This is a genomic window from Xenophilus arseniciresistens, assembly GCF_028023875.1.
Taxonomy (GTDB): Bacteria; Pseudomonadota; Gammaproteobacteria; order Burkholderiales; family Burkholderiaceae_C; genus Xenophilus; species Xenophilus arseniciresistens.
In genome coordinates this window covers 132404-159397 of the sequence record NZ_JAQIPB010000003.1, presented here as the reverse complement: position 1 = coordinate 159397, position 26994 = coordinate 132404, and the positions used below count along the sequence as shown (strand labels likewise).

The 26994-nt window shown below is 68.8% G+C and carries 24 protein-coding genes and 5 tRNA genes; 26 read left to right on the top strand and 3 right to left on the bottom strand.

The window, feature by feature from the left end; all coding sequences use genetic code 11:
* Positions 1–6: 6 nt before the first annotated feature.
* From folC to ntrC, 22 genes are all read left to right on the top strand, one after another.
* Complete coding sequence (gene folC, locus PGB34_RS09405) at positions 7–1323, top strand: bifunctional tetrahydrofolate synthase/dihydrofolate synthase (protein WP_271427821.1); 1317 nt, start codon at positions 7–9, stop codon at positions 1321–1323.
* 60 nt (positions 1324–1383) lie between these two features.
* Positions 1384–2223 carry an SPOR domain-containing protein gene (locus PGB34_RS09400; protein WP_271427820.1) on the top strand — a complete coding sequence of 280 codons (840 nt, stop codon included), beginning with the start codon at positions 1384–1386 and terminating at the stop codon, positions 2221–2223.
* Positions 2224–2235: 12 nt separating this feature from the next.
* A complete protein-coding gene (locus PGB34_RS09395) occupies positions 2236–2721 on the top strand; it encodes a CvpA family protein (RefSeq protein ID WP_271427819.1) in 486 nt (161 codons plus the stop codon).
* 44 nt (positions 2722–2765) lie between these two features.
* Positions 2766–4283, top strand: a complete 1518-nt coding sequence (gene purF / locus PGB34_RS09390; protein WP_271427818.1) for an amidophosphoribosyltransferase — start codon at positions 2766–2768, stop codon at positions 4281–4283.
* A gap of 31 nt (positions 4284–4314) precedes the next feature.
* The gene (locus PGB34_RS09385; protein WP_271427817.1) at positions 4315–5529 is read left to right on the top strand and encodes an O-succinylhomoserine sulfhydrylase; all 1215 of its coding nucleotides are present in this window, start codon (positions 4315–4317) and stop codon (positions 5527–5529) included.
* 16 nt (positions 5530–5545) lie between these two features.
* The gene (gltX, locus tag PGB34_RS09380; RefSeq protein WP_271427816.1) at positions 5546–6931 is read left to right on the top strand and encodes a glutamate--tRNA ligase; all 1386 of its coding nucleotides are present in this window, start codon (positions 5546–5548) and stop codon (positions 6929–6931) included.
* Positions 6932–7039: 108 nt separating this feature from the next.
* Positions 7040–7115, top strand: a tRNA-Ala gene (locus PGB34_RS09375).
* Between the two features lie 56 nt (positions 7116–7171).
* Positions 7172–7247, top strand: a tRNA-Glu gene (locus PGB34_RS09370).
* A gap of 46 nt (positions 7248–7293) precedes the next feature.
* Positions 7294–7370, top strand: a tRNA-Asp gene (locus PGB34_RS09365).
* 83 nt (positions 7371–7453) lie between these two features.
* Positions 7454–7529: transfer RNA gene (locus PGB34_RS09360), tRNA-Glu, on the top strand.
* 61 nt (positions 7530–7590) lie between these two features.
* Positions 7591–7667, top strand: a tRNA-Asp gene (locus tag PGB34_RS09355).
* 213 nt (positions 7668–7880) lie between these two features.
* Positions 7881–9485 (top strand): methyltransferase regulatory domain-containing protein, encoded by a 1605-nt coding sequence (locus PGB34_RS09350; RefSeq protein WP_271427815.1) that lies wholly within the window; start codon positions 7881–7883, stop codon positions 9483–9485.
* Between the two features lie 42 nt (positions 9486–9527).
* On the top strand, positions 9528–10262 hold the full coding sequence (locus PGB34_RS09345) for a pseudouridine synthase (RefSeq protein WP_271428250.1): 735 nt from the start codon (positions 9528–9530) through the stop codon (positions 10260–10262).
* A gap of 172 nt (positions 10263–10434) precedes the next feature.
* On the top strand, positions 10435–11397 hold the full coding sequence (locus PGB34_RS09340) for a YncE family protein (protein WP_408647870.1): 963 nt from the start codon (positions 10435–10437) through the stop codon (positions 11395–11397).
* Positions 11384–12190: a polysaccharide deacetylase family protein gene (locus PGB34_RS09335; protein WP_271427814.1), complete on the top strand. Its 807-nt coding sequence runs from the start codon at positions 11384–11386 to the stop codon at positions 12188–12190. Before PGB34_RS09340 ends, PGB34_RS09335 begins: the two co-directional genes overlap by 14 nt.
* An 8-nt stretch (positions 12191–12198) precedes the next feature.
* Positions 12199–13200, top strand: coding sequence for a sterol desaturase family protein (locus PGB34_RS09330; protein ID WP_271427813.1), 1002 nt, complete (start codon positions 12199–12201; stop codon positions 13198–13200).
* Positions 13201–13251: 51 nt separating this feature from the next.
* Positions 13252–14139, top strand: a complete 888-nt coding sequence (locus tag PGB34_RS09325; RefSeq protein ID WP_271427812.1) for an EI24 domain-containing protein — start codon at positions 13252–13254, stop codon at positions 14137–14139.
* Complete coding sequence (locus tag PGB34_RS09320) at positions 14136–14930, top strand: competence/damage-inducible protein A (RefSeq protein WP_271427811.1); 795 nt, start codon at positions 14136–14138, stop codon at positions 14928–14930. The genes PGB34_RS09325 and PGB34_RS09320 overlap by 4 nt, the downstream gene beginning before the upstream one ends.
* Positions 14931–15083: 153 nt before the next feature.
* Positions 15084–16499, top strand: a complete 1416-nt coding sequence (gene glnA, locus PGB34_RS09315; protein ID WP_271427810.1) for a type I glutamate--ammonia ligase — start codon at positions 15084–15086, stop codon at positions 16497–16499.
* 146 nt (positions 16500–16645) lie between these two features.
* Positions 16646–17167 (top strand): hypothetical protein, encoded by a 522-nt coding sequence (locus PGB34_RS09310; protein ID WP_271427809.1) that lies wholly within the window; start codon positions 16646–16648, stop codon positions 17165–17167.
* Positions 17167–18249: a nitrogen regulation protein NR(II) gene (gene glnL, locus PGB34_RS09305; protein ID WP_271427808.1), complete on the top strand. Its 1083-nt coding sequence runs from the start codon at positions 17167–17169 to the stop codon at positions 18247–18249. The genes PGB34_RS09310 and glnL overlap by 1 nt, the downstream gene beginning before the upstream one ends.
* Before the next feature lie 22 nt (positions 18250–18271).
* The gene (gene ntrC / locus PGB34_RS09300) at positions 18272–19840 is read left to right on the top strand and encodes a nitrogen regulation protein NR(I) (protein ID WP_271427807.1); all 1569 of its coding nucleotides are present in this window, start codon (positions 18272–18274) and stop codon (positions 19838–19840) included.
* A 9-nt stretch (positions 19841–19849) separates the two neighbouring features.
* On the opposite strand, the gene PGB34_RS09295 is transcribed toward ntrC, so the two are convergent.
* From PGB34_RS09295 to mobA, 3 genes are read right to left on the bottom strand one after another with little or no spacing between them, the layout of a single operon-like run.
* The gene (locus tag PGB34_RS09295) at positions 19850–20428 is read right to left on the bottom strand and encodes a YgdI/YgdR family lipoprotein (RefSeq protein WP_271427806.1); all 579 of its coding nucleotides are present in this window, start codon (positions 20426–20428) and stop codon (positions 19850–19852) included.
* 17 nt (positions 20429–20445) lie between these two features.
* Complete coding sequence (xth, locus tag PGB34_RS09290) at positions 20446–21225, bottom strand: exodeoxyribonuclease III (protein ID WP_271427805.1); 780 nt, start codon at positions 21223–21225, stop codon at positions 20446–20448.
* 59 nt (positions 21226–21284) lie between these two features.
* Positions 21285–21929 carry a molybdenum cofactor guanylyltransferase MobA gene (gene mobA, locus PGB34_RS09285; protein WP_271427804.1) on the bottom strand — a complete coding sequence of 215 codons (645 nt, stop codon included), beginning with the start codon at positions 21927–21929 and terminating at the stop codon, positions 21285–21287.
* 157 nt (positions 21930–22086) lie between these two features.
* On the opposite strand from mobA, the gene PGB34_RS09280 reads away from it, so the two are divergent.
* The 4 genes from PGB34_RS09280 to PGB34_RS09265 are packed head-to-tail and all read left to right on the top strand — an operon-like array spanning position 22087 to position 26929.
* Positions 22087–23283, top strand: coding sequence for an imelysin family protein (locus PGB34_RS09280; protein ID WP_271427803.1), 1197 nt, complete (start codon positions 22087–22089; stop codon positions 23281–23283).
* Positions 23284–23318: 35 nt separating this feature from the next.
* Positions 23319–24761 (top strand): di-heme oxidoreductase family protein, encoded by a 1443-nt coding sequence (locus PGB34_RS09275; protein WP_408647857.1) that lies wholly within the window; start codon positions 23319–23321, stop codon positions 24759–24761.
* Between the two features lie 19 nt (positions 24762–24780).
* Positions 24781–25815, top strand: coding sequence for an imelysin family protein (locus PGB34_RS09270; RefSeq protein WP_271427802.1), 1035 nt, complete (start codon positions 24781–24783; stop codon positions 25813–25815).
* Complete coding sequence (locus PGB34_RS09265) at positions 25799–26929, top strand: DUF1513 domain-containing protein (protein ID WP_333909026.1); 1131 nt, start codon at positions 25799–25801, stop codon at positions 26927–26929. Before PGB34_RS09270 ends, PGB34_RS09265 begins: the two co-directional genes overlap by 17 nt.
* Positions 26930–26994 lie beyond the last annotated feature (65 nt).

Below are 26994 nucleotides of genomic sequence, written 5' to 3'. Positions count from 1 at the left end.
GCGACAATGCCCGGCTCCATGAAAACCCTGGCTGACTGGCTCGCCTACGTCGAGCAAACGCATCCCCAATCCATCGAGCTCGGTCTGGCACGCTGCCAGGCCGTGGCCCAGCGCATGGGGCTGCGCTTCGATTGCCCCGTCTTCACCGTGGCGGGCACCAACGGCAAGGGCTCGACCTGCGCCATGCTGGAGGCCATCCTGGGCCATGCCGGCTACCGCACGGGCGTGTTCACCTCGCCGCACCTGGTGCACTTCGAAGAGCGCCTGCGGCTGCAGGGCGAGGCCGTGCGTGCCGAGGTGCTGCTGCCGCATTTCGAGGCCGTGGAACAGGCGCGCGCCGAGATCCCGCTGACCTACTTCGAATTCACCACGCTGGCCATCCTGGCCTGCATGGCCGCGGCGCGGCTGGACGTGGCGGTGCTCGAAGTCGGCCTGGGCGGGCGCCTGGACGCCGTGAACATCATCGACACCGACTGCGCCGTGATCACCAGCATCGACCTGGACCACATGGACTGGCTGGGCCACGACCGCGAGGCCATCGGCGCCGAGAAGGCCGGCATCATGCGCGCGGGCAAGCCCGCCATCGTGAGCGACCCCATGCCGCCGGCGAGCCTGCAGGCCACGGCCGAGCGGCTGGGCGCCGACCTCTGGCTGCCGGGCCGCGACTTCCATGCCGGCGGCGACAAGCAGCAATGGAACTGGCAGGGGCGCGGGCGCCGCTATGCCGGCCTGGCCTACCCGGCGCTGCGCGGGGCCAACCAGCTGGTCAACGCGGCAGGCGTGCTGGCGGCGCTGGAGGCCCTGCGCCCCGTGCTGCCCGTGACCGCGCAGGCCGTGCGCAACGGCCTGGCCACGGTGGAGCTGCCCGGGCGCTTCCAGATCGTGCCGGGCCAGCCGGTGCTGGTGCTGGACGTCGCGCACAACCCGCATTCGGTGGCGGCGCTGGCCGAGAACCTGGACGCCATGGGCTTCTACCCGCGCACCCACGCCGTTTTCGGCGTGATGGCAGACAAGGAATTGGCGCCCATCCTCGCGCGCATGGGCCCGCTGGTCGAGCACTGGTACTTCACCGACCTGCCCACGCCACGCGCCGCAGCGGCTGTCGATGTGCAGGCCGCCTGGCAGGCCCAGAACAAGCGCACCGACGTGAGTGCCGCCACCTTCGCCGACCCTGAGGCGGCGCTGCAGGCCGCCGTGGCTGCTGCGAACCCCACTGATAGAATCGTGGTCTTTGGTTCCTTCTTCACCGTGGGCGGCGTTCTGCGCAATGGCACGCCTCGCTTGCAGGCCCCGCATCTTCCGAACACCCCCGTGGGCGGCTGAGTCGGCGGCAACCCGATCTGCTTGCTTTCAGCCTTCGCGATCCGCTCAGACATCACCTTCATGGCGTTCTTCAAGTTCCGCAGCAAGGGCTCCCAGGCGGGCGACGGACGCGGCGCGGCTGCCGCGGCTGCAACGGCCCCGGCGGAAACAGTCGAAACCCTGCGTCGCCGCGCACGCCACCGGCTGTTGGGCGCAGCGGTGCTCGTGTTGATGGGCGTGGTGGGCTTTCCGCTGCTGTTCGACACGCAACCCCGGCCCGTGGCCGTGGACATTCCGATCGAGATCCCGGACCGCCAGCGCACGCCACCGCTGGCGCTGCCGCGCGAGGGCAACGGCGACAGCCGCGTGGCCCAGGCGCCCAGCACGGGCGGCATGATCACCGAGCGCGCGGACGGCAGCGAGGTGCGAAGCGAAGCGCCGGCCCCGCGCCCCGCGCCGCCTGCACCTCCTGCGCCGCCGCCAGCGCCCGAGCCTGCGCCGGCCCCTGCGCCCACCCTCGCGCCGCCGCCACCCCCACCACCAGCACCTCCGGCTCCCGCGCCCGCCCCGGCACCAGCGCCTGCGCCTGCGCCTGCACCAGCTTCCCGCGACGACGGAGCCCGTGCCCGTGCGCTGCTGGAAGGCCGGGCTGCAGCGGCTTCTGCTGCGGCAACCGCTGCCGCCGAAAGCGCCGGCCGCTTCATCGTCCAGGTGGGCGCCTTTGCCGATGCGGACAAGGCGCGCGAGACGCGCAGCAAGCTCGAGCGCGCGGGCCTGAAGACCTATACCCAGGTGGCCAAGACGGCCGATGGGGACCGCACGCGCGTGCGCGTGGGGCCCTTCGGCTCGCGCGCCGAAGCCGAGCGCGCGGCCGAACGCATCAAGGGCCTGGCCCTGCCGGCGGCCGTCCTGTCACTCTGATCCTGCGCGGCCGTGGCCTTCTTCGACTGGATCGCCCTGGTGCTGATCGCAGCCTCGATGGTGATCGGCCTGTGGCGCGGGTTTTTCTATGAAGTGCTGGTGCTGCTGGGCTGGATAGCGGCCTTCGTGGGCGCCCAGTGGTTCGCGGCCGACGTGGCGCAATGGCTGCCCGTCGGCGAGCCCGATGCGTCCTGGCGCTATGCCGCAGCCTTCATCCTGCTGTTCATCGTCATCGCCTTTGCGGGTGGCCTGGTGGCTGCGCTGGTGCGCAAGCTGGTCAGCGCTGCGGGCCTGCGCCCCGTGGACCGCACGCTGGGCGGCCTGTTCGGCGCCGCCCGCGCGCTGGTCGCGCTGCTGGCCTTTGCGGTCGTGGTGCATCTGCTGGCCCTGGGGCAGGAAGCCTGGTGGCAGCAGTCGATGAGCGCACCCTGGATCGATGCGGCTTTGCAGGGCATCAAGCCCGCGTTGCCGCAAAAACTGGCAAGCTACCTGCCCTAGCCAGTCCCTGCGTTAGTACCGTCCCAGTTCAAGAGGAACTCCCCATGTGTGGAATCGTTGGCGTCGTCAGCAACGCGCCGGTCAATCAATTGCTGTATGACGCGATGCTGCTGCTGCAGCACCGCGGACAGGACGCGGCCGGCATCGTCACGATGCTCGAGCGCAAGTTCTTCATGCACAAGGCCAAGGGCATGGTGCGCGACGTGTTCCGCACGCGAAACATGCGCGCGCTGCCCGGCAACATCGGCCTGGGCCAGGTGCGCTACCCGACGGCCGGCAACGCCGACAGCGAGGAAGAGGCCCAGCCCTTCTACGTCAATGCGCCCTTCGGCATCACGCTGGTGCACAACGGCAACCTGACCAACGCGCACGCGCTGCGCGCCGAGCTGTTCTCCACCGATCACCGCCACACCAACACCGAGAGCGACTCCGAGGTGCTGCTCAACGTGCTGGCGCATGAACTGGCCCGCGCCACGCAGGGCGCGCCGCTGCAACTGGAAGAAATCTTCAAGGCCGCGACGGCCGTGCATCGGCGCCTGCGCGGCTCCTATGCCGTGGTGTCGCTGATCGCCGGCCATGGCCTGCTGGTGTTCCGCGATCCCTACGGCATCCGCCCGCTGTGCCTGGGCCGCTCGGCCGATGGCGCCTGGATGGCGGCCAGCGAGTCGGTGGCGCTGGAGGGCTCGGGCTTCACCTTCGAGCGCGACGTGGCGCCCGGTGAAGCCGTGTTCATCGACCTGCAGGGCCAGCTGCACGCACGCCAGTGCGCGGCCGATCCCGTGCTGGACCCGTGCATCTTCGAGTTCGTCTACCTGGCCCGCCCCGATTCGACCATCGACGGCATCTCGGTCTACCAGGCGCGCCTGAACCTGGGCGAGACGCTGGCGCAGCGCGTGATCTCCACCGTGCCGCCCAACGAGATCGACGTGATCGTGCCGATTCCCGAGTCGAGCCGCCCGAGCGCCACGCAGCTGGCGCACCTGCTGGGCATTCCGTACCGCGAAGGCTTCGTGAAGAACCGCTACGTGGGCCGCACCTTCATCATGCCGGGGCAGGGCGTGCGCAAGAAGTCGGTGCGCCAGAAGCTCAACGTGATCGCCAGCGAGTTCAAGGGCCGCAACGTGCTGCTGGTCGACGACTCCATCGTGCGCGGCACCACCAGCCGCGAGATCGTGCAGATGGCCCGCGACGCGGGTGCGCGCAAGGTCTACATGGCCAGCGCGGCGCCGCCGGTGCGCTTCCCCAACGTCTACGGCATCGACATGCCGACCAAGGACGAACTGGTGGCGCATGGCCGCAGCATCGAAGAGATCCGCCAGCTGATCGGCTGCGATGCGCTGATCTACCAGGACGTCGACGCAATGAAGCGCGCCGTGCGCAAGGCCGCGCCCGCACAGGGCGGCAGCGTGCCGCTGGCGGGCTTCGAGGCCTCGTGCTTCGACGGCGTGTATGTCACGGGCGACATCGACACCGAGGCCATCCAGCGCATGAACGGCAACCGCCCGCGCATCGAGGAAACCGAAGAGGATTCCTCGCGCCTGGTGCTGCCCAACGCCAGCTGATCCGACTTCTTTTTCTGCAGCAAGGATGGCCATGACAGACAAGTCCCTGCCCGAAGGCCTGCGGCCCGAGACGCTGGCGGTGCGCACGGCCATCGAGCGCAGCCAGTACGGCGAGAACTCCGAGGCCCTTTACCTGACGACCGGCTTCGTGCAGCCCGACGCGGCCACCTCGGCCGCGCGCTTCGCCTCGGGCGAGGGCTACACCTATGCGCGCACCTCCAATCCCACCGTCACCAGCTTCGAGCAGCGGCTGGCGGCGCTGGAGGGTACCGAAGCCGCCATCGCCGCGGCCAGCGGCATGGGCGCCATCCTCATGATGATCATGGGCCTGCTCAAGGCCGGCGACCATGTGATCCTGTCGCGCTCCATGTTCGGCTCCACCTTGAGCCTGTTCGCCAAGGAGTTCGGCAAGTTCGGCGTGCAGACCGACTTCGTTTCGCAGACCGATGTAGACGAGTGGCGCGCGGCCGTGCGTCCCAACACCCGCCTGTTGTTCGCCGAGACGCCCACCAATCCGCTGACCGAGGTGTGCGACATCGCGGCGCTGGCCGAGATCGCCCACGCGGCCGGCGCGCTGCTGGCGGTGGACAACGCCTTCGCCACGCCCATCCTGCAAAAGCCCACGCAACTGGGTGCAGACATCGTCATGCACTCGGGCACCAAGTACCTGGACGGCCAGGGCCGCGTGATGGCCGGTGCGCTGTGCGGCAGCCGCCAACTGATCACCGAGAAGTTCGCGCCCGTGGTGCGCACGGCCGGCATGGTGCTGTCGCCTTTCAATGCCTGGGTGGTCCTCAAGGGCATGGAAACGCTGGGCGTGCGTGTGAAGGCGCAGTGCGAGAACGCGCTGGCCATCGGCCGCTGGCTGGAAGCGCAGAGCGAAGTGGCGCGCGTGTACTACCCGGGCCTGCCCTCACATCCGCAGCATGAGCTGGCCATGCGCCAGCAAAGCGGCCTGGGTGGCGGCGTGCTGAGCTTCGAGTTGGCCGGCGACACGCCCGAGGCAGCGCGCGCCAAGGCCTTCCACGTGATCAACAGCTGCCGCGTGCTGTCCATCGCCACCAACCTCGGCGACACCAAGACCATCATCAGCCACCCGGCCACCACCTCGCATGGCCGCCTCACGGAAGAGCAGCGCCAGGCCGCCGGCATCTGCCAGGGCGTGATCCGCCTGGCGGTGGGCCTGGAGCACATCGAGGACATCCAGGACGACCTGCTGCGCGGCCTGCACACCCTGCCTGCCTGAACTCCGTAAAAGAACAATGAGCAAGACCCGAACCCGCTTCGCCCCTTCGCCCACCGGCTTCATCCATCTGGGCAACATCCGCTCGGCCCTGTACCCCTGGGCCTTCGCCCGGGCCACGGGCGGCGACTTCATCCTGCGCATCGAAGACACCGATCTCGAGCGCTCCACGCAGGCGGCCGTGGACGTGATCATCGAAGGCATGGCCTGGCTGGGCCTGAACCATGACGAGGGCCCGTTCTACCAAATGCAGCGCATGGACCGCTACAAGGCGGTGCTGGCCGAGCTGCAGGCGGCCGGCCAGGTCTACCCCTGCTACATGAGCGTGGCCGAGCTCGACGCCCTGCGCGAGCGCCAGATGGCCAACAAGGAAAAGCCGCGCTATGACGGCACCTGGCGGCCCGAGCCGGGCAAGGTGCTGCCGCCCGTGCCCGAAGGCGTGCAGCCCGTGCTGCGCTTCAGGAACCCGCAAGGCGGCGTGGTGGCCTGGGACGACAAGGTCAAGGGCCGCATCGAGATCAGCAACGACGAGCTCGACGACCTGGTGATCGCGCGCCCCGACGGCACGCCCACCTACAACTTCTGCGTGGTGGTGGACGACATCGACATGGCGATCACGCATGTGATCCGCGGTGACGACCACGTCAACAACACGCCGCGCCAGATCAACATCTTCAAGGCCCTGGGCAAGGAGCCGCCCGTGTACGCCCACCTGCCCACCGTGCTCAACGAGCAAGGCGAGAAGATGAGCAAGCGCAACGGTGCCAAGCCCGTCACGCAGTACCGCGACGAGGGCTATCTGCCTGACGCCATGGTCAACTACCTGGCGCGCCTGGGCTGGAGCCACGGCGACGACGAGATCTTCAGCCGCGAGCAGTTCCTGCAATGGTTCGACCTCGACCACCTGGGCCGCAGCGCGGCGCAGTTCGACGAGGCCAAGTTGCGCTGGGTCAATGCCCAGCACATCAAGGCCATGGCTGATGAGGCGCTGGCACCGCTGGTGGCCGCGCAACTGGCCAAGGAAGGCATCGCCGCCGACGAGCGCCTGCCGGCCCTGTGCGCGCTGTTCAAGGACCGCTGCGACACCACCGTGGCCCTTGCGCAGTGGGTGCGACCCTTCTACGCCGATGTGCAGATCAAGGACGAGGACCGCGTGCAGCACCTGACCGAGGCCATCCAGCCTGCGATTGCCACGCTGGCCGACAAGCTTGCGCAGGTGTCCTGGGACAAGGCCGCCATCGCAGCTGCGATCAAGGAAACGCTCGCCGCTCACGGCCTCAAGATGCCGCAGCTGGCCATGCCTGTGCGCGTGCTCGTGATGGGCACGCCGCAGACGCCGTCAGTCGATGCCGTGCTCGCGCTGTTCGACCGAGAAAAAATCTTGAAAAGATTGCGTGAGCACTGAAAATCGCTATATACTGCGAGGCTCGACAGCAACGAAGCTTTTCGAAAACAAAGCCGAAGCGAAAGCCCGGCGGAAGCAGACGAAAAGCAGAATCTGAAAAGATTTCGTGGGGGTATAGCTCAGCTGGGAGAGCGCTTGCATGGCATGCAAGAGGTCATCGGTTCGATCCCGTTTACCTCCACCATTCATCCAATCGTTGTCGAGAAGAAAGCGTTGATCGCGACGCGGTTCTTAGGTTTTGACCCTATCGTCTAGAGGCCTAGGACATCACCCTTTCACGGTGAGTACCGGGGTTCGAATCCCCGTAGGGTCGCCAAGTCAGTAGCGCTTGGGTTGCCGAAAGGCGCCGAAGCTACCTACCAGGAGTGGTAGTTCAGTTGGTTAGAATACCGGCCTGTCACGCCGGGGGTCGCGGGTTCGAGTCCCGTCCACTCCGCCAAACAGGAGCCCTTTTGGAGAAATCCGAAAGGGCTTTTTATTGCCGGAATGCTGCGTTGATCGTGACGCGCATTCCAAAGGCCTGACCCTATCGTCTAGAGGCCTAGGACATCACCCTTTCACGGTGAGTACCGGGGTTCGAATCCCCGTAGGGTCGCCAAGTTCTGTGGCACTTGGCGCTTGCATCGCTCGGCATGCAGGCGCGAAAGCAGCACCACCGCGGAGTGGTAGTTCAGTTGGTTAGAATACCGGCCTGTCACGCCGGGGGTCGCGGGTTCGAGTCCCGTCCACTCCGCCAGATCCAAGCCCTTGCAGTCATCTGCAGGGGCTTTTTCTTTGGCTGCTGCCATGGGCCATGCCCGCTCGTCCATCAATGGCCCTTGAATGACGCCCACCCGCGAGCCGGTGGATGGCCGGCCAGGCGCGCCCTTGTGCGTGCTTAGCCCTGTGCTCCAATGCGCGAGCGCCCGCCGCCAGGTCGTCTCTGGCGCCCCGTCCCGAGAGGAGAACCATGTCAGCGATGCCTTCCAGCGAGTCCGAACAGATCGGCAGGTACTACGACGCGGTGCCCTATGTCTCGCACCCCTTTCCCCAGACGGACATCGAGCATCTGGAGGTGCTGGCCGCGCTGTTCGCGCTGGAGGCCGCAGTGCCTGCGCGCGCCCGCGTGCTGGAGCTGGGCTGCGCTTCCGGCGGCAATCTCGTCCCCATGGCTGCGCGCCATCCGCAGGCGCAGATGCTGGGCGTGGACCTGTCGGCGCTGCAGATCCAGGATGGCCAGGCGCTGCTGGCGCGCGTGCATGTGCCCAATGCGCAGTTGCGCACGCTGAGCATCACCGACATCGACGCCTCGCTGGGCCAGTTCGACTACATCCTGTGCCATGGTGTCTACAGCTGGGTGCCGCCCGAGGTGCAGGCCGCGATCCTGCGCGTGTGCCGGCAGAACCTGGCGCCCGAGGGCGTGGCCTACGTGAGCTACAACGTCTACCCGGGCTGGAAGGCGCGCGAGATCGTGCGCGATGCCATGATGCTGCGCGGCGGCCCGCGCGACACGCCCGAGGAAAAGCTCGCGTATGCGCGGGGCATGCTGGAGTTTCTGGAGCAGTCGGCCAGGCCCGACAGCGTGCTCAAGAAGACGCTGGACGAGGCCATGCCCATCGTGCGCAGCGCCAGCAATTCGTACCTGCTGCACGAGTTCCTGGAGCCGTGCAACGCGCCCTGTTATTTCAAGGAGTTCGTCGCGCGTGCGGGCGAGCACGAACTGGCCTACCTCTGCGATGCCGAGCCTTCCACCATGTTCGTGCAGAACTACGGCGAGAAGGTGCGCGAGCCGCTGCTGCGCGAATGCGGCGGCAGCCAGGTCATGCTAGAGCAGTACCTGGACTTCCTCGTCAACCGCACCTTCCGCCAGAGCCTGCTGGTGCACCAGGCGCGCCAGCCGCAGATCCGCTACCGGCTGGAGCGCACGCGGCTGCGCGCGCTGCACTACGCGGGCATGTTTGCGGCACCGGACGGCTCGCCCATCACGCTGGACGCGCAGGAGCAGCCCTGCGTCGGCCTGCGCAACCATTCGCTGACGCTGCGCCTGCCGGTGCACAAGGCGGTGGCGATGGAACTGGAGCAGCGCTATCCGGCCACCGTGGATGTGGACACCCTGGTGGCCGCCGTGTCGGCGCGCGTGGGCGAGCCGCAGGCCAGCGTTCACGATCCGGTGATGGCCATGCTCGAGGAGCTGCTGATCCTGGGCGCGGTGCGCGTGCGCTGCCAGCCCTTGCTGGTGGCGCCGGACGTGTCGTCCGCGCCGCTGGTTTCGCACCTGGTGCGCCAGGCGCCCGGCCTGGACCTGGCCGACGGGGCCGAGGCCTCGGTCTGCAACCAGTGGCATGAGCTGGTGGCGCTCACGGCGCTCGAACGCACGCTGCTGCCGCTGCTCGACGGCGCCCATGACGCGCAGCAGTTGAGCGCGCATGTGCTGGCCGAAGTGCGCGCCGGGCGCCTGCGCTTCATGAAGGACGATCAGGCCGTGACCGACGCAGCCCTGCAGGAGGTGCTGGCGCAGGAGCAATTGCAGCCCGCGCTGCGCCAGCTGCGCCGAAAAGGATTGCTCATTGCTTGAAGAAGAAAAGAAGGAACCAGGAAGTCGATGTCGTCGTCATTGATGCAGTTGCAGGAGTTGCTCTACAGCCAGGGGTTTGGCACGCGCCGCGTGTGCGCGGGGCTGGTCCAGCAGGGGTGGGTGAAGGTGGACGGCGTGCCGGTTCGCGATGCCACCCAGCAGGTGGAAGCGGTGGAAGACCTGCCCTTCGAGGTGCAGGGCCAGGCCTGGCGCTACCACGCGCTGGCCTATGTGCTGCTGAACAAACCCGCGGGCACCGAGTGTTCGCACAAGCCCTCGGCCTGGCCCAGCATCTACACGCTGCTGCCTGCGCCGCTGCGCCAGCGCCCGGCGCGCACGGCGCTGTCGGGCGTACAGACCATCGGCCGGCTCGACCAGGACACCACGGGCCTGCTGCTGCTGTCCGACGACGGGCAGTTCATCCATCGCATGGCGTCTCCCAAGCACCATGTGCCCAAGGTCTACGAAGTGCAGGCCAAGCACCCGGTGAGCGACGAGCAGATCCGCAAGCTCTGCGCGGGCGTGGTGCTGGACGACGATCCGGCGCCCGTGCGCGCCGCGGCCGCCGAGCGCGTGGCTGAGCTGCATCTGCGCCTGACGATCACCGAAGGCAAGTACCACCAGGTCAAGCGCATGGTGGCCGCCGTGGGCAACCGCGTGGAGGGCCTGCATCGCTCGCGCGTCGGCGATCTGGTGCTGCCCGAGGACCTGGCCCCGGGCCAGTGGCGCTGGCTGACGCCCGACGAGGTGGAGGCGCTGCGCCAGCGGCCTCGCTGAAGACATGTGTGGGGCGCAGGCGTCAGCCGCTGCGCCTGGTCAGCCGGAACGCACACTGGGCCGTTATGCTGCGCACCGCTGTTGAGGAATGCGCACCTTGCCCTCCGTTTTTGCCCCTGTCCGTGCCCGCCTGCTGCGGTCATTCCGTCTTGCCCTCACGGCCTGTTGTGCCCTGCTGACGGGCCTGAGCGCGCTGCCTGCGCTGGCGCAGCCGGCCGGGGCGGGGGCCGCGCCGCCGATCTTCGTGCTCAATTCGCTGGACGCCACCGTGAGCCTCATCGACCCGCTGAGCTGGAGCGAGCGCCAGCGCGTGGCCGTGGGCAAGGAGCCCCATCACCTGTACCTCACGCCCGACGAGAAATCGGTGATCGTGGCCAATTCGGCCGGTGATTCGCTGAGCTTTTTCGACCCGCGCACGGGCGCGCTGCAGCGCACGGTGTACGACATCATCGACCCCTATCACCTGCGCTTCTCGCCCGACATGAAGTGGTTCGTCACGGCGGCGAACCGGCTCAACCACGTGGATGTGTACCGCTGGAACGGCAAGGACCTGCAGCTGGCCCAGCGCATCCCCACCGGCAAGACGCCCAGCCACATCTGGATCGACAGCCGCAGCACCGTCGCCTACGTGAGCATGCAGGACAGCGACGAGCTGATCGCCGTCGACCTGGCCACGCAGCGCATCCGCTGGCGCGTGGCCACGGGCGCGATGCCGGCCGACGTGTTCGGCCTGCCGGGCGACAAGACCCTGCTCGTGGGCCTGACGGGCAGCGACGCCGTGCAGGTCTTCGACGTCTCCGGCCCCACGCCGCGCGAGACCAGCCGCATCGTCACCGGAAAGGGCGCGCACGCCTTCCGCTCGGCGGGCGACGGCAAGTCCGTCTTCGTGAGCAACCGCGTGGCCAACACCATCAGCCGCATCGACCTGGCCAGCCTCAAGGTCAGCGCCACCTACGCCGTGCCTGGCGGGCCGGACTGCATGGACGTGTCGGCCGATGGCAAGACGTTGTATGTGACCTCGCGCTGGGCGCGCAAACTCAGCGTGATCGATCTGGCCAGTGGCAAGCTCAGCCGCAGCGTGCCCGTGGGCCGTTCGCCGCACGGCGTCTGGACGCTGGACCATGCCAGGCGCTGAACGCCTTGCGCTGGCCGGGCTGGCCCTGGTGGCCGGGGTTGCGGCGGCACAGCCCATTCCCGCAGCGCCCGCCAGCTGCGATAAGCCGCTGTACCTGACCTTCGACACCGGCCACATGGGCGTGGCCCCGCTGGTGGCCGACGTGCTCAAGCGCCAGCAGGTCCGCGTGACCTTCTTCGGCGCCGCCGAGAAGACGCTGACCGACGGCGACAGCCTGGACAACCACTGGGCGCCGTGGTGGAAGGCGAGGGCGGCCGAAGGCCATGCCTTCGCCTCGCACACGCACAGCCATGCCTACTGGATGGGCGACGAGCGCACGGTGGAGCCGCGCTTTCGCATCCGCCCCTCGGCAGGCGCCTTTGCGGGCCGCACCTTCACCTGGAGCGCGGCGCAGTACTGCGAGAGCATCCAGCAGGCCAGCGACCGGCTGGCCCACATCACGGGCGTCAAGCCGCTGCCGTTGTGGCGCGCGCCGGGCGGCAAGACCTCGCCGAAGCTGGAGCAGGCGGCCCAGGCCTGTGGCTACCGCCATGTGGGCTGGTCGCCCGCGGGCTTCCTCGGCGACGAGCTGCCCAGCGAGAAGTACCCCAACGACAAGCTGCTGGCGCAGGCGCTGGAGAAGATCCAGCCCGGCGACATCCTGCTGGCCCACCTGGGCATCTGGTCGCGCAAGGACCCGTGGGCGCCCGCCGTTCTGGAGCCGCTGCTCGTGGGCCTGAAGGCCCAGGGCTTTTGCTTTCGCACGCTGCGCGAGCATCCGGACTACCGCGCCTGGATCGCCGCGCATCCCTGAATTTGTCCATGCTTGACCACCTGGCAGACGCCTTCGGCTGGCTGCAGCAGACCCTGTTCGAGGCCGTGGTGCAGCCGCTGGTGTACGCCGCCGGCCTGGGCGGCTGGACGGAGGACGCCTTCGACGCCACGGGCTGGCTGCTGGTCGGGCTCCTGCAGATCGCGGTGATGCTCGCCGTCTTTGCGCCGCTGCAGCGCTGGCGGCCGGTGGAGCCGGTGCATGACCGCCAGGCCATCCGCACCGACATCCTCTACACGCTGATCCACCGGCTGGGCCTGTTCAGGCTGGTCCTGTTCTTCGGGGTCGATCCGCTCTTCGACGACGTGCTGGGCGCGCTGCGCGGCGCGGGCTGGGGCACGCTTCACCTAGACCAGCTTTGGCCCGGCGTCACCGACATCGCGTGGGTCTCGCTGCTGATCTACCTGGTGGTGCTGGACTTCGTGGAGTACCTGATCCACCGCGGCCAGCACCGCTGGCAGTGGTGGTGGAGCCTGCATGCGCTGCATCATTCGCAGCGGCAGATGACCATGTGGAGCGACAACCGCAACCACCTGCTGGACGACCTGCTGCACGACGCGATCATCGTCGTGGTGGCGCAGCTGATCGGTGTTGCGCCGGGCCAGTTCATCGCCGTGGTCGCCTTCACGCAACTGTCCGAAAGCCTGCAGCACGCCAACCTGCGCCTGTCCTTCGGCCGCTGGGGCGAGCGGCTGTGGATCAGCCCGGCCTTCCACCGCACGCACCATGCCATCGGCATCGGGCATGAGCGGCCCGAGCCTTTGACGGCGCAGCCGCCATCCACCACCCGTGCCCTGGGCGGCTGCAACTTCGGCGTGCTTCTGCCGTGGTGGGACATGCTTTTTCGCAGTGCCGACTTCAGCAGCCGCTACCCCGACACCGGCATCCGTGACCAGGTGGAGCCCGATGCGCACGGCCGTTTGCGCGACTACGGCCGCGGCTTCTGGGCCCAGCAGTGGCTGGGCCTGTGCCGCCTGGCGGGCCGCGGCTGAAGAGCCTTTGGCCGGCGGGGCTGCGCACGGGCCGGCTATGCTCGCCCAGCCATGAAACTCTTCCTCGATTCCTTCTGGCGCGCGGCGGCCTATTGCCTGATGCCGCGCGTGATCCTGTTGTCGCTGCTGCCGCTGGCGCTGATGGTGGCGCTGGGCCTGGGGCTGGGCTACTTCTACTGGGAACCGGCCGTGGCCTGGACGCACGAGGCGCTCAACGGCTGGCCGCTGCTGGCCGGCTTCTGGGCCTGGCTGCAGGGCCTGTTCTCGGCCGACGTGCGCGACATGCTGGCGCCGCTGGTGGTGGTGCTGGCGCTCACGCCCCTGGTGGTGCTGGCGTCGCTGGTGGTGGTGGCGGCCTTCATGGCCCCGGCCCTGACCCGCCTGGTGGCCTCGCGCCGTTTCACGAGCCTGGAACTCAAGAAGGGCGCCAGCTTCGTGTTCAGCGTGGCGCGCTCGCTGGGGCTCACGGCGCTGGCCGTGCTGGCGCTGCTGGTGTCCATGCCGCTGTGGCTGATCCCGCCGCTGGTGCTGGTGCTGCCGCCGCTGATCTGGGGCTGGCTCACCTTCAAGGTCATGGCCTTCGACGCGCTGGCCGAGCATGCGAGCGCCGAGGAGCGCCAGACGCTGATGCGCGAGCACCGGCTGCAACTGCTGGCCATCGGCGTGCTGTGCGGCTACCTCGGGGCGGCGCCCAGCATCGTCTGGGCCTCGGGCCTGCTGTTCGCGGCCGCCTTCTTCGTGCTGGTGCCGCTGGCCATCTGGATCTACACCGTGGTCTTCGCCTTCTCGGCGCTGTGGTTCGCCCACTATGCGCTGGATGCGCTGGCCCAGCTGCGCGCCGCGCGCGTGGCGCTCAGCCTCAATGGCGAGCCGCCGCCCCCCGCAGCCGCGCTGCCGTCCGGCGATTCCAACGCACCCATCCCGCCTGCTGCCCCATGAACTTCGGCCTCATCATCGTCGGCGACGAAATCCTCTCGGGCAAGCGTGCCGACAAGCACCTGCCCCGCTTCATCGAACTGCTGGCCGCGCGCGGCCTGCCCCTGGCCTGGGCCGAATACGTGGGCGACGACCCGGTACGCATCACCGCCACCTTGCGGCGCGCCTTCGAGGGCGGCGATGTGGTCTTTTCCACCGGCGGCATCGGTGCCACGCCTGATGACCACACGCGCCAGTGCGCCGCCGCTGCCCTGGGCCGGCCGCTGGCCCTGCACCCCGAGGCGGCACGCCTGATCCGCGAGCGCATGCAGGACGTGGCGCGCGAGGAAGGCCGGCCCTACGAGCCTGAGCGCGCCGACAACCAGCACCGGCTCAACATGGGCGTGTTCCCCGAGGGCGCGACGCTGATCCCGAACCCGTACAACAAGATCCCGGGCTTCAGCCTGGGCCATGTCCATTTCCTGCCAGGCTTCCCGGTCATGGCCTGGCCCATGGCCGAATGGGTGCTGGACAAGGTCTATGCCGATCAACTGCGGCCGGTGGTCACGCAGGAGCGCTCCGTGATCGTTTTCGGTGCAATGGAGGCCAGCCTCACGCCCCTGATGGAGGCGGTGGAGCGGGCCCATCCGGGCGTCAAGGTGTTCAGCCTGCCCAGCGTGGACCACCCAGAATACGGGCGCCACATCGAGCTGGGCGTCAAGGGCGAGCCTTCACGCCTGGAGGCCGCCTACATGCAGCTCAAAACAGGACTGCACGAATTCGGTGCATCCACTGGCCCTGAATTGGTGCGATGACGGGTGGCGCACGCTTTTGGTGAGCTTATCCGGGTCGCGCGCATCGTGTACCCTGCACAGCCTGCAGCGGGAGCGGCGGGCGCCGATGGCACAGAAACTGCATTCCCTCCCGCGCAAACTGCTTAAACCACCCATCCAAACCAGGAGATCCTGATGGCCAAGACCGTCGCCGATGTGCTGAAACTCGTCAAGGAAAACGAGGTCAAGTTCGTCGACTTCCGATTCACCGACACCCGTGGCAAGGAGCAGCACGTCACGGTGCCGGTCTCGCACTTCGACGAAGACAAGTTCCAGTCGGGCCACGCTTTCGACGGTTCGTCCATCGCTGGCTGGAAGGGCATCGAGGCTTCGGACATGCTGCTGATGCCCGATCCGAACACGGCCGTGATCGATCCCTTCTTTGAAGAGACCACGCTGAACCTGACCTGCGACGTGCTGGAGCCGGCCGATGGCAAGCCCTACGACCGCGATCCCCGCTCCATCGCCAAGAAGGCTGAGGCCTACCTGAAGTCCTCGGGCTTGGGCGATACCGCCTTCTTCGGTCCCGAACCCGAATTCTTCATCTTCGACGACGTGCGCTGGCAAGCCGACATGTCGGGCAGCTTCGTCAAGATCGACGTCGATGAAGCTCCCTGGAACACCGGCAAGAAGTACGAAAGCGGCAACAGCGGCCACCGTCCCACCGTCAAGGGCGGCTACTTCCCCGTGCCCCCGGTCGACAGCAGCCAGGACATCCGCGCCGAAATCTCGCTGGTGCTCGAATCGCTGGGCATCCCGGTCGAAGTGTTCCACCACGAAGTGGCGGGCGCCGGCCAGAACGAAATCGGTACCAAGTTCAGCACGCTGGTCGAGCGCGCCGACTGGACCCAGAAGCTCAAGTACGTGATCTGGAACGTCTGCCACGCCTACGGCAAGACGGCCACCTTCATGCCCAAGCCCCTGCAGGGCGACAACGGCTCGGGCATGCACGTGCACCAGTCGATCTGGAAGGACGGCAAGAACCTGTTCGCCGGCGATGGCTACGCCGGCCTGAGCGATACCGCCCTGTACTACATCGGCGGCATCATCAAGCACGCCCGTGCCCTGAACGCCATCACCAACCCCGGCACCAACAGCTACAAGCGCCTGGTCCCCGGCTTCGAAGCCCCGGTGAAGCTGGCCTACTCGGCCAAGAACCGCTCGGCCTCGATCCGCATCCCCTTCGTGGCCAACCCCAAGGCCCGCCGCATCGAAGCGCGCTTCCCCGATCCGCTGGCCAACCCCTACCTGTGCTTCTCGGCCCTGCTGATGGCCGGCCTGGACGGCATCGAGAACAAGATCCACCCGGGCGAAGCCGCCACGAAGGACCTGTACCACCTGCCGCCGGAAGAAGACGCGCTGGTGCCCACCGTCTGCCACAGCCTCGACCAGGCGCTGGAATACCTGGACAAGGGCCGCTCGTTCCTGACCAAGGGCGGCGTGTTCACCGATGCCTTCATCGATGCCTACATCGACCTGAAGATGCAGGAAGTCACGCGCTTCCGCATGGCTCCGCACCCGGTCGAATTCGACATGTACTACTCGCTGTAAGGCGGGCGGACCGGCATCGCCTGCGAAGCCGGCTCCCACAAAAAAGGACGGCTTGCGCCGTCCTTTTGCTTTTTTCCGGGAACCGCGTTCACCGACGGGTCGTCGAAGTGCAAGAAAATGCTTTTCCTTCTCCATAGGCCAGGACCATGAAGATCCTTACTTTCTCGGCGCTCGCGGCTGCAGTTTCGGCGTCGATGCTGGCGGGCATGCCGGCCCAGGCACAGGAGCGTGTCTGGCGCTGCGGCAACGAATACACCAACAACGCGGCCGATGCCCAGCGCCGCAATTGCAAGCTCATGGAAGGCGGCAACGTGACCGTGGTCCAGGGCGCCAGTGCCGCTGCGCGGTCCGCCGCCTCGGCGAGTGCCTCCGGCGGCAGCGGCGCGGCCCGCGCACCCGCAGGCAGTCCGCGCGTGGAAAGCGCCGAGCAGCGCCAGCGCGATTCCGACGCGCGTGCCGTGCTGGAGGCCGAACTGCAGAAGGCGCAGGCGCGCCAGGCCGAGCTGCAGCGCGAGTACAACAACGGCGAGCCCGAGAAGCAGGGCGGCGAGGCCAAGAACTACCAGAAGTACCTGGACCGGGTGGCTGACATGAAAGCGCAGATCGCCCGCAACGAAAGCGACATTGCCGGCCTGCAGCGCGAGATCTCTCGTCTGCCGCAACGCTGATGGCCTTTGGCAAGGGGCTGGTGGCGGCGGCGCGGCGCTTCCAGTCCTTCGACCTTCTGGCCACGCTGATCGCCATCATCCGCGAGGACGGGACGCTGATCTTCGCGAATTCGGCACTCGAGGATGCGCTGGGCCATTCGCGCCGCACGCTGGCCGGTGCGGCCTTCTCAAGCTGCTTCGTCGATGCCTCGGTGCTGCTGAATGCGATCCAGGGCGCGCGCGCCAACGACTTCGCCACCTTGCGCTATGAAGCCTTCCTGCGGCGCAGCAGCAGCACCGAGCCGCTGCCCGTGCAGGTGACGCTGGCCCAGACCGACACGCGCGGCGAGCTGGTGCTCGAGATGACGCCGCAGGAGCAGCAGGCCCGCCAGGACCGCGAGGAGCGCCTGCTGGATCAGGCGCAGGCCAACAAGGAACTGATCCGCAACCTGGCCCATGAGATCAAGAACCCGCTGGGCGGCATTCGCGGCGCGGCGCAGCTGTTGCAGATGGAGGTCGAGTCACGCGACCTGATCGAGTACACGCAGGTCATCATCCACGAGGCCGACCGCCTGCAGACGCTGGTCGATCGCCTGCTGGCGCCGCACCGGCGCCCGCATGTGGTGGGCGACGTGAACATCCACGAAGTCTGCGAACGCGTGCGGGCCGTGCTGATGGCCGAGTTCCCGAACGGACTGGAGATCGAGCGCGATTTCGACCCCTCGATCCCCGAGTTCCGCGGAGACCGCGAGCAGCTGATCCAGGCCACGCTCAACATCGCGCACAACGCGGCGCTGGCGCTGGCCGAGCGCCGCCTTGAGGGCGATGCGAAGATCATCTTCCGCACGCGGGTGGTCCGCCACGTCATCCTGAACAAGCAATGGTGGCGACTGGCATTGGAATTGCATGTCATCGACAACGGACCGGGCGTGCCCGAGGCCATCCAGGACCGACTCTTCTACCCGCTGGTGTCGGGACGGGAGGGCGGTACGGGGCTGGGGCTCACGCTGGCGCAGACTTTCGTGCAGCAGCACCATGGGGTGATCGAGTGCGACAGCGAGCCAGGCCGGACCAATTTCAAGATCACGTTGCCGCTGCCCTAGCACAAGGAACTCAAGGACCCGCATGAAGCCGATCTGGATAGTAGATGACGACCAATCGATACGCTTCGTGCTCGAGAAAGCGCTGCTGCGCGAAGACCTGCCCACGCGCAGCTTCACCAACACGCGCGAAGTCCTGGCTGCGCTGGAAGCAGCCAATGACGACGAGATGCAGGGCCCGCAGGTCCTGGTGAGCGACATCCGGATGCCCGGCGGCTCGGGCCTGGACCTGCTGGACAAAATCAAGGCCAAGCATCCGGGCCTGCCGGTCATCATCATGACCGCCTTCTCGGACCTGGACAGTGCCGTGTCGGCCTTCCAGGGCGGCGCCTTCGAATACCTGCCCAAGCCCTTCGACCTGCCGCGTGCCGTGGAGCTGATCCGCCGCGCGGTGGACGAGAGCCAGCGCGAGGAGGTGTCGGAAGAGCGCATGCAGGCCGCGCCGGAAATGCTGGGCCAGGCCCCCGCGATGCAGGACGTGTTCCGCGCCATCGGCCGGCTCTCGCAGAGCAACGTGACGGTGCTGATCACGGGCGAATCCGGCTCGGGCAAGGAACTGGTGGCGCGTGCGCTGCACAAGCACTCGCCGCGCGCCAACGGGCCCTTCGTGGCCATCAACACGGCGGCGATCCCGAAGGACCTGCTGGAGTCCGAGCTTTTCGGCCATGAGCGCGGCGCCTTCACGGGCGCGCAGACCATGCGCCGCGGCCGCTTCGAGCAGGCCGAGGGCGGCACGCTCTTTCTCGATGAAATCGGCGACATGCCCTTCGACCTGCAGACGCGCCTGCTGCGCGTGCTGTCGGACGGGCACTTCTACCGCGTGGGCGGCCACAACGCCGTCAAGGCCAACGTGCGCGTGATCGCCGCGACCCACCAGGACCTGGAGCAGCGCGTCAAGCAGGGGGGCTTCCGCGAGGACCTCTTCCACCGCCTGAACGTGATCCGGCTGCGCCTGCCGGCCCTGCGCGAGCGCAAGGAGGACGTGCCTTCGCTGGCCCGCCACTTCCTGCAGCAAAGCGCCAAGCAACTGGGCGTGGAACCCAAGCGCATTTCCGAATCGGCGCTGGCGCGGCTGGCGGGCTTCAACTTCCCGGGCAACGTGCGGCAGCTCGAGAACATCTGCCACTGGCTCACGGTGATGGCGCCGGCCCAGCTCATCGAGGCCAAGGACCTGCCGCCCGAAGTGCTGGATGCAGAGAGCACACCAGCCGCTGCGCTGGCGGCCGTGGCGCCGGTGGCAGCACCGCCCCTGGTTCAGCCCGGCGCAGCCGCGGTGGCGGCGCCGCTGGCCGACGAAGCCTCGCCGGCCGAGGGGGCGCCCATGCCCGCGGGCCTGGCCCCGGCGACCGAGGGCGCGGCCGTGCCCGCAGCGGCCGCGGCCTGGGAGCAGGGCCTGCAGGCCGAAGCCCAGGCGCTTTTGATGGCGGGCCGGCACGACGTCTGGGACGTGCTCACGCAGCGCGTCGAGTCGCAACTGATCCGCACGGCCCTGGGCTTCACGCGCGGGCGCCGCATCGAGGCCGCGCAGAAGCTGGGCATCGGCCGCAACACCATCACGCGCAAGATTTCGGAGCTGGGCCTGGACGACGCGTAGAAGCTGTTCCTAGCGGCTGCGCTGGCCCTGCGTGAGCGTGTCCAGCTGGAACTTGCCGCTCTTGTCCCACAGCCAGGTGTCCACATAGGTGTGGGCACCCAGGCGACCCGGCGCAGGGAAGGGCGACGCCGCCTTGATCATCTCGGCGATCTGCGGCGGCACTTCGGGCGCATGGCCGGGCGTGCGGCTGAAGCTGACCTGCACCACGCGGCCTGCGGCATCCAGGTCGGTCTCAACCACCACCACGGCATAGACCAGCGGCGGGATCTTGCCCTTGTAGATCTTGCTCGCGTAGCGCTTGTAGATGTGCTGGGCGCCCTGTTTGCGCCAGGCGCGCACCGTGGGCGTTTGCGCGGTGATCAGCCGCACGGTGGGCACATCGTGCGGCGCTGCGCCGTCACCGGGCTTGCCGTCGGCCTGCGCGGGCGTGCCGTCAGGCGTGCTGGCCGCGTCATCGGCCTTGGGCAGCAGCGAGCAGCCCGCCAGGCTCAGGCTCACCGCGCACAAGAGCGAAGCGAGCCGGCGCGCCTTTCGCATGTCGGCGCCAGCACGCTGGTTGTCATGCAGTCCGAATGTAGGCGCAGCCATGATGACCTCCCTTTGCCTCAGAGTGCCAGATCGACCACCACAGGCGCGTGGTCGCTGGGCTTTTCCCATTTGCGCGGCACGCGGTCGATGATGCAGCCGCGCGCCGCTGGCACCAGGGCCTGGCTCAGCAGGATGTGGTCGATGCGCAGGCCGCGGTTCTTCTGGTAGCCCAGCATGCGGTAGTCCCACCACGAGAAGCTCTTCTCGGGCTGCTCGAACAGGCGAAAGCCGTCGACCAGGCCCAGGTCGATCAGGGCCTGGAAATGCTGGCGTTCCTCGGTCGTGTGGTGGATGGTCTCGCGCAGGCCCTCGGGGTCGTAGCTGTCGCGGTCTTCGGGCGTGATGTTGAAGTCGCCCAGCAGAACCAGCCGCTCGTGCGCGGCCAGTTCGTCGCGCACCATCTGCCTGAGGCTGTCCAGCCAGCGCATCTTGTAGGCGAACTTTTCGCTGCCGGGCTCCTGGCCGTTGACGAAGTAGCCGTTGATCACGCGCAGCTCGCCCGCGGGCGTGTCCAGCGTCGCGGCGATCACGCGCGAATGCGCGTCTTCAAACCCCGTGATGTTGCGCAGCACGTCGCGCACCGGCGCCAGGCTCAGGATGGCCACGCCGTTATAGGTTTTCTGGCCGAACACGGCGGCGTGGTAGCCGGCCGACTGCAGCACCTCGAGCGGGAACTTGTCGTCGCTCATCTTCAGCTCCTGCAGGCACAGCACGTCCACCGGGTTGGCGATCAGCCAGTCCAGCACATGCTGCAGGCGGGCGGTGAGGGAGTTGACGTTCCAGGTGGCGATGCGCATGACGGAGCCTGCGGTGTGGGGTGGGGAGCGGGAGCGGGGCGGATAGTCTAAGTGCCTGCTCACCCGACGGCGGCGGGCGGCGGTTGCTGCTGCAACTGCGCCAGCTCTTCGGTCGTGTTGGCATTGAAGAAGGCCTGCGCGTCGTCAAAGAGCACCTGCACGCAGGCATGCCTGGCAGTCCAGGCGCCGAATTTGCGCTCGCCGGATTGCAGGAAGGCCCGCAGGCTGCCGATCAAGCCAGTGCGCAGCAGGCAGAACACGGGCTGCGCGCCTTCGCGCGTGGCGGCCATGGCGATGTCGGCGCCCTGCTGCAGGGCTGCCGCGGCCAGTCGCGGCACCAGGTCCTGCGGGAAGTTCGGCGTGTCGCAAGGCACGGTGACCAGCCAGGCCGTGCGCGCGTGCGTCAGCCCCGTCAGCAGACCCGCGAGCGGGCCCGCATGGCCGTCGATCACATCGGGCCAGACCGGCACGCCCATCGCCTCGTAGGCCGCCAGGTGCCGGTTGGCGCTGAGCAGGGCCGGCCCCACCTGCGGCTGCAGCCGCCTGAGCGCATGCAGCGCCAGAGGCCGGCCGCGGTGCAGCTGGAGGCCCTTGTCCACGCCGCCCATGCGGCGCCCCTCGCCGCCGGCCAGCACCAGGCCGGTGATGTGCTCGCGCGCGATGGCTTCGGGCGGGAGTGGCGTCTCGGGGGGCGGCGCAGGCATGCCCGAGTGTGCCGCAAGGGCCGATCGCCGGAATGCAAATGCTGAGAATGACTCGCAACTAGAATGTGAGCCCAGCACCAGCCCTGGCAGCGGCCCTGACTGCGGTCAAAGGCATGCGCGGGCCGGCTTCCTGCCTCGACGCCACCATCCCTCCCCCATGAAAAAACTGGCCCTGGCCGCTGCCTGCGCAGCACTTTCCTTTGGCGTGGCTGCGCCGTTTGCGCTGCTGGCGGCGCCGGCACAGGCCCAGACCGTGCCTGCGGCCGCGACGCCGGCCCGCGTGGTGCAGCACTACGCGGTGCTGGTGCAGGCCGGCTATGACGACACGCTGGCCGGCGCGCTGGAACTGCAAGGCGCCGTCAAGGCTTTTGCGGCCGCGCCTTCGCAGGCCGGCCTGGAAGCCGCGCGCAAGGCCTGGCTGGCGGCGCGCGAGTCCTATGGCCAGACGGAGGCCTTCCGCTTCTACGGCGGCCCCATCGACGACGACAACGGCCCCGAAGGGCGCATCAATGCCTGGCCCATGGACGAGTCCTATGTGGACTCCGTGGTGGGCAGCGAAACGGCAGGCCTGGTCAACGACCGCAAGGTGGCCATCACCAAAAAGAACCTGGCGGCGCTCAACGAGCGCGACGGCGAAGAGAACATCGCGACCGGCTGGCACGCCATCGAGTTCATGCTCTGGGGCCAGGACTTGAGCGAGACCGGGCCGGGCAACCGCAGTTTCGAAGACTTCGTGGATGGCAAGAAGCCCAATGCCGACCGGAGGCGCCAGTACCTGCTGGTCACCACCGAGCTGCTGGTCGACGACCTGCGTTCGCTGACCAAGGCCTGGGCGCCCGCGCACAAGGGCAACTACCGCGCCCGCTTCGAGCGTGGCGGCACCGAATCGCTGCGTCGCATCTTCGTGGGCCTGGGGTCGCTCTCGCGCGGCGAGCTGGCCGGCGAGCGGCTGGAGGTGGCGCTGGCCAGCCAGGACCAGGAAGACGAGCATTCCTGCTTTTCCGACAACACGCACCGCGATGCCGTGACCAACGCCAAGGGCATCCAGAACGTCTGGACCGGCCGCTACGTGCGGCGCGACGGCAGCACCCTGCAGGGCCCGTCGCTGCGTGAGCTGGTGGCCGCGAAGAACGGTGCACTGGCCGAACGCACCACCGCGCAGATCGCCGCGTCGGTGGCGGCGGCCGAGGCCATCCAGGCACCGTTCGACCGCGAGATCACCGGCGGCGCCGATGCGCCGGGCCGCCAGCGCGTGCAAAAGACCATCGACAGCCTCACGCAGCAGAGCAAGGACCTGGTGGAGGCCGCGGGCGCCATCGGCATCACGCGCCTGACCTTGGTCAATCCCGAATAAGAGCCCGCCCTCCTGTCTTTTTTCTCCTTTTCTCTATGGACCGCGCAGCCAAGGCCTGCACCATGGGGGCCGCAGCCATCGCGGTGGTGCTGCTGGCCGCCATGCCACAGGCGCTCGCCACCGCCGAAGCCGACGACAGCCTGGTCGGCGGCGCCACCACCGTGCATGCCACGGGGCGCAACGCTTTTTCCTTTCCGGCCGCCAACCTCAGCGACGCCGAGCGCACGCGCTTCGTGATCGGCAATTCCTTCTTCCGCCGCAACTGGGTGCAGGCGCCGGCCTCCACCCAGGCGCGCGACGGACTGGGGCCGCATTTCATCGCGCGTTCCTGCGGCGGCTGCCATGTGCAGGACGGGCGTGGCGCGCCGCCGGATTTCAGCAAGGGCTTGTCGGACCCGCCCGTGGCTTTGCTGCTGCGCCTCTCGGTTCCCGGCGCGGGTGCGCATGGCGGCCCCAAGGCCGATCCGGTCTATGGCGACCAGTTCCAGAACTTCGCCGTGCGCGGCGTGCAGCCCGAAGGCGTGATCGAGATCCGCCACAGCACCGTGCGCGGCAGCTTCGCCGATGGCACGCCCTACGAGCTGCAAAAGCCCGCCTACAAGCTGGGCAAGCTCAACTACGGCCGCACGGCGCCGGGCCTGATGATCAGCCCGCGCATCGCGCCGCAGGTCATCGGCATGGGGCTGCTGGAGCTGATCCCCGAAGAGGAGATCCTGCGCAACGCCCAGGTGCAGGCGGCCACGCCCGGGCCCGTGAAGGGCCGCGTGAACCGCGTGTGGGACCAGCCCTCGCAGCAGATGATGATCGGCCGCTTCGGCTGGAAGGCCAATGTGGCCACCATCGAGCACCAGACGGCGGCGGCCTTCCAGGGCGACATCGGCATCACCTCGCGCCTGTTCCCGCAGCAGAACTGCTCGGCGCGGCAGAAGGACTGCCTGGCCGCGCCTGCGGGCCATGCAGGGCAGGGCGTGGAGATCGACGACCAGACGCTGTCGCAGGTCACCTTCTACCAATCCACCCTGGCGCCGCCCGCGCGCCGCGATGCGCAGGGCGCGCAGGTGCTGCAGGGCCAGAAGCTCTTTGCCCAGGCCCAATGCGCGGCCTGCCACCGGCCCTCGTACACCACGGCGCAGGCGCTGTTCCCGCCGCTGACCGAGCGCGTGACCAGCAAGGCCTTGCTGGGCCAGCGCATCCACCCCTACACCGACTTGCTGCTGCACGACATGGGCGAGGGCCTGGCCGATGGCCGCCCCGACTTCGAGGCCGGCGGCCGCCAGTGGCGCACGCCGCCGCTGTGGGGCATCGGCCTGATCGAGGACGTGAACGGCCACCAGCGCCTGCTGCATGACGGCCGCGCGCGCGGCGTGCTCGAGGCCATCCTCTGGCATGACGGCGAGGCGCGCGAAAGCCGCGAGGCCGTGCAGCGCATGTCGGCCAGCGAGCGCGATGCCCTGGTGCGCTTCATCAATTCCCTGTGAACAAGAGGAGGCGCCTTCGATGCTGCCCACTTCTGATTTCGTGCGCGGCCTGGTGCTGAGCGCTGCCGTGTTGCTGGCCGGGCCCGCCGGCGCGCAGCCTTCCGAGCCCCCGGTGCCGCAGCCCGACACCGTGGCGCTGCTGCAGCAGGCCTATGGGCAGCAGTTCGTGCCGCGCTCAGCCGCCTTTGCCCAGCAGGCCACGCGGCTGGCGAGCGCCGTGGATGCGTTGTGCGACGGCCCCGCCGCGCAGGGCGCCACCGGCCTGGCGGCGGCGCAGGCGCAATGGCGCAGCACCACGGCCGCATGGGACCGCCTGGCCGGCGTGGCCGTGGGGCCGCTGGTCAAGCGGCGCGCGCTCACGGCGCTGGACTTCAACCCCACGCGCCCTGCCACCATCGAGCGCGCGATCCAGAGCGCGCCCAGCGGCCCCGAGGCGATGGAGCGCATCGGCACCCCGGCCAAGGGCATCCCGGCGCTGGAATGGCTGCTGTGGAGCGGCAAGCCCGCACCGCAGAGCCCGGCCTGCCGCTACACGCAGCAGGTGGCGCGCGAGCTGGCGCGCGAGGCCGGCGTGATCGCCGAAGGCTTTGCCACGCAGGCGCGCACCGACTGGGCGCAGGAAAAGCGCGCCACCTTCCTGGGCATGCAGGAGCTGGTCAACCAGTGGCTGGGCGGCGTGGAACGCCTGCGCTGGACGCAGATCGACAAGCCTTTGAAGGCCGCCGAAAGCAGCAGCCAGAAAAAGGCCCCGGCCTTCACGCGCGCCGCCAGCGGCCACACCGGTGCCACCTGGGCCGCCAACTGGGAGGCCCAGCGCAGCCTGGGCGATCCGGTGGCTGCGGCGCTGCAGGCGCGCGGCAAGGGCGAACTGGCCACGCGACTGCAAGGCGCGCTGGCGCAGGCCGACAAGGCCATGGGTGCCGCGCGGCCCGATCAGCCGGCCACGCTGGCACCGGCCGTGGAGGCGCTGGGTGCGGTCAAGAAGCTCATCGAGGCCGAGATCGCCCCCGTGCTCGATGTGACCATCGGTTTCTCGGATGGCGATGGTGACTGAGCCCGGCGCCATGGTGGCGAGCAGCAGTCGCCGTCGCTGGCTGGCGCAGGTGGCGGCGCTGGGCCTGGCCGCGGCCGCGCGGCCGGTGCTTGCGCAAGCCGATGGCAGTGAGCCGCTGCGCTTTGCCGCGGCCTGGGAATCCGAAGCCGGGGGTTACCAGGTCGGCGTGCTGCAGCAGCAAAAACCTGCGGGCCCGCTGGCGCGCGCCTGCGCGCTGAGCGTGCCCACGCGCGCCCATGGCGTGTGGGCCGAGCCCGGCGGCACGCTGCTGGCCGTTGCACGCCGGCCCGGCGACTGGCTGCTGCGCCTGCGCATGAGCGACGGCAAGGCCCTGGCCTGGAGCTGGATGGACGGTGGCCGCGCCTTCAATGGCCATGTGATCGCCAGTGCCGACGGCAAGCAGCTCTACACCACCGAAACCGACCTGGAGACGGCCGAAGGCCTGATCGGCGTGCGCGACGCGGCCAGCCTGGAAAAGGTGGGCGAATGGCGCACCCATGGCGCGGACCCGCACGAGCTGCTGCTCGATGCCGATGGCTCGCTGTTGGTGGCCAACGGCGGCATCCCCACCTTGCCCGAGACCGGGCGGCTCAAGGTCGAGCTGCACCGCATGGACGCGTCGCTGGTGCGGCTGGACACGCGAAGCGGCCAGCTGCTGGGCCAATGGCGGCTGGCCGACTCGCGCCTGAGCCTGCGCCACATCGCCTGGGGCGCCGACGCGCAGGGCGCGCGCGTGCTGGGCATCGCGCTGCAGGCCGAGCACGAGGATGCGGCGGCCCGGCGCGCCGCACCCCTGCTGGCCCGCTTCGACGGCCGGCAGCTCACGGCCCACGGCGCTGCCCACACCCTGAACGGCTACGGCGGCGACATCGCCTTCGCGGGCGGCCGCTTCGCCGTCAGTTGCCCGCGCGCCGACGGCGTGGCGCTGTGGCGGGCCGATGGCCAATGGGAGGGATTCGCGCCCTTGGCCGAGGCCTGCCCCCTGGCCGCCGACCGCAAGGGCGCCCTGCTGTGGGCCGGCGGGCGCGATGCGGCGGCGCGGCTGCCCCTGCCGGGCGACCATCCCGCCATCGGCGGACTGCGGGTGGACAACCACTGGCTGATGCTGGGGTAGGGCAGGCGCGGCGCGGTGCCGCGCCTGGCGCGTGGCGCCAACAACCGGCCACGCGCCACTCGCCG